This is a genomic window from Streptococcus sp. E24BD (genome assembly GCF_041807825.1).
GTDB classification, from domain to species: domain Bacteria; phylum Bacillota; class Bacilli; order Lactobacillales; family Streptococcaceae; genus Streptococcus; species Streptococcus entericus.
On record NZ_JBGTZB010000068.1, the window covers coordinates 1 to 2,337 of the forward strand.

A 2,337-nucleotide genomic window follows, 5' to 3' on the forward strand; every position below is an offset into this window, starting at 1 on the left:
TGTCCACTGGTGGAACCATCATCGCATTCACGGTAGTCTCGATTACCAAACACCTATGGTTAAGCGAGTTATCGCTTAACAAAAACACTTTATAAAAATTGTACAGAAAAGGGGTGCCTTTTCAACGGTAAATATATCTATCGAAATGCCTAGTGACATCTTGGTCGCATCTGTCAATATGACGATTAAAAGTTCTAAAATAGCTGGTAGTGCCAAGAGCCAACCCACCCAAGGCTTCGTTTTTTGGAGCTGATACAATTCACCCTTTTTCAAGTGAATAAGACCTATAAAGAGGTAAAACAGCCAGTTAAGATCAACAACTTGTTGACCTGATGAGAAAAAGCTAAGAACAACCATCAGGATTGATAGCACTAAGAATACCAGCCCAAGGCTTTGGTAGACAATTTTAGTTGTCGATGTTTTCTTTGTCATTTACTCTCTCCTTCTGCGAGGGAAAAGACCTGTTCAACAGGCTCTTGGAAAATCTTGGCGATTTTCAAGGCAATGAGAATGGAGGGCAGGTATTCGCCACGTTCAATCAGACTGACTGTCTGACGAGAAATCTGTGCTAACTTAGCCAACTCCGTCTGGTTGAGACTATCTCTGGCACGTAACTCTTTGAGACGATTTTTTACAGTATCCATCTTAACCTCCTGCCATCGTCATCATCACGACAAACCCTATCAGGTTGTTAAGCGCATGGACCCCGATAGCGACATCCAATCGTTCAGTGTAGCGATAAACCAGCCCAAGCGCCAGCCCCATGCCACCATACATGACCCAGATCCCCAAGTCTGATGGGCTATGCAAGAATCCAAAGACAAAACTGCTGATTAATAGCCCCCAAATGGAACGAGGATTAAATAGTTTTCCCATCACCAGACCTCGCATCACAAACTCCTCAATCACTGGCGCCAAAACGACTACAAAAGCAAACAGGAGATAGGGAGGCATGTTGGCATCCATGATGGCCTGTTGATTATTAGGGAGATTTCCTAAACCATGTTCAGCCATGAAAAGGATGGTACCCAAAATTTTGAAAAAATAAACTGCAAGTAAGCCCAGCCCCATCGCCAATAAATATTGCCACCAAACCAGTGTAACACTTCCTTTGAGCAGCTTACCACGCCAAATTACGTAAGCCGTAACCAGTGCCAACAGCACACATAAAACTGCAACAAGCCAATCCTCTGAAGAACCGATCCTGGCTGTCAGCTGAAGATCTGCCATAAACAGAAGAGCGCCAAGCAAGAGAACTTGCCATTTTTCAAGTGTTTTTTTCATCATATTTCCCTTTCTTATAAACCGATTTTTATCAACAATCGCCGTAAAATCCTTAGGAGAACAGGCGTCACTGCACCAATTTTCGAAGAATAGCAGAGCTATTACTACTATCAATGGACTGCTAAATGGAAGACTATCGAACCACCAACTATACTCGCCACCGACATCAGACAGACCCAGAGCGATACCGCATAAAAATCCTACGATGGTTATCATACCAACAATGAGAACAGCCTTTATTGTCGAACCTGACCTTTTCATGACATTCTCCTTTCCTTCACTAATCTTGCTAAGCTCTCTCTTATCTGGTAAACATCAGGTCCTAACACCCTGATAAGTACAAATCCAGTAAGTATCAGCAATACAGCTAGTAAACTCTCTAAAGGACTATATAATATAAGCCCCAGAGCAATACTGATGACAAACTGCTTCGTATTTTCTCTCATGTCAACCTCCTCTGACTGATGTATTTGCTTTAACATCCTTATTGTAACACATCATTTTATTTTTGACAATTATCTTTGTCAAAAAAATAATTTTTGTTGTTATTTTAGATATGATTATCGTCAAGAGATTAAATCATTTAGAACAACACTTCTCCCTTCTATTCGTTGTTCAATGATAAAAAGACAGGAACGAGAAGTTCCTGCCCTAGAAATAACTTTTTTAGGCGATTAGCCTTTTCTTCCAAAGAAGTAAGCTGCAACAATTGTAACAAGAGCCGCACCGATAATTGATGGGACGATTGCCATGCCAGCAGCAGTTGGTCCCCACACACCAAAAAGTGCCTGACCAACGTAAGAACCGACAATACCAGCAACGATGTTAGCAATCCAGCCTGAAGGTCCTTTTTTAGTGATTGCACCACCGATTGCCCCGATGACTGCTCCGACGATAAGTATCCAAATGAACTCCATAATATTATTTCTTGAAAAGGCACCCCTTTTCTGTACAATTTTTATAAAGTGTTTTTGTTAAGCGATAACTCGCTTAACCATAGGTGTTTGGTAATCGAGACTACCGTGAATGCGATGATGGTTCCACCAGTGGACA

At 41.6% G+C, this 2,337-nt stretch carries 5 protein-coding genes; all 5 read right to left on the minus strand.

Annotated features, from left to right (window positions below; genetic code table 11):
* Positions 1-75: 75 nt before the first annotated feature.
* On the minus strand, positions 76-432 hold the full coding sequence (locus ACERC5_RS10010) for a hypothetical protein (RefSeq protein ID WP_373659692.1): 357 nt from the start codon (positions 430-432) through the stop codon (positions 76-78).
* Positions 429-644: a helix-turn-helix transcriptional regulator gene (locus ACERC5_RS10015; RefSeq protein ID WP_373659691.1), complete on the minus strand. Its 216-nt coding sequence runs from the start codon at positions 642-644 to the stop codon at positions 429-431. The genes ACERC5_RS10010 and ACERC5_RS10015 overlap by 4 nt, the downstream gene beginning before the upstream one ends.
* 1 nt (position 645) lies before the next feature.
* Positions 646-1,545, minus strand: coding sequence for a lysostaphin resistance A-like protein (locus tag ACERC5_RS10020; RefSeq protein ID WP_373659690.1), 900 nt, complete (start codon positions 1,543-1,545; stop codon positions 646-648).
* A complete protein-coding gene (locus tag ACERC5_RS10025) occupies positions 1,542-1,730 on the minus strand; it encodes a hypothetical protein (RefSeq protein WP_373660667.1) in 189 nt (62 codons plus the stop codon). The genes ACERC5_RS10020 and ACERC5_RS10025 overlap by 4 nt, the downstream gene beginning before the upstream one ends.
* Before the next feature lie 228 nt (positions 1,731-1,958).
* Positions 1,959-2,201 (minus strand): GlsB/YeaQ/YmgE family stress response membrane protein, encoded by a 243-nt coding sequence (locus tag ACERC5_RS10030; RefSeq protein ID WP_373659688.1) that lies wholly within the window; start codon positions 2,199-2,201, stop codon positions 1,959-1,961.
* Positions 2,202-2,337 lie beyond the last annotated feature (136 nt).

What these genes read in the sequence shown, in the direction of transcription:
- ACERC5_RS10010 (WP_373659692.1), bottom strand. Translation starts at nt 432, where the DNA reads ATGACAAAGAAAACATCGACAACTAAAATTGTCTACCAAAGCCTTGGG.
- ACERC5_RS10015 (WP_373659691.1), bottom strand. Translation starts at nt 644, where the DNA reads ATGGATACTGTAAAAAATCGTCTCAAAGAGTTACGTGCCAGAGATAGT.
- ACERC5_RS10020 (WP_373659690.1), bottom strand. Translation starts at nt 1,545, where the DNA reads ATGAAAAGGTCAGGTTCGACAATAAAGGCTGTTCTCATTGTTGGTATG.
- ACERC5_RS10025 (WP_373660667.1), bottom strand. Translation starts at nt 1,730, where the DNA reads ATGAGAGAAAATACGAAGCAGTTTGTCATCAGTATTGCTCTGGGGCTT.
- ACERC5_RS10030 (WP_373659688.1), bottom strand. Translation starts at nt 2,201, where the DNA reads ATGGAGTTCATTTGGATACTTATCGTCGGAGCAGTCATCGGGGCAATC.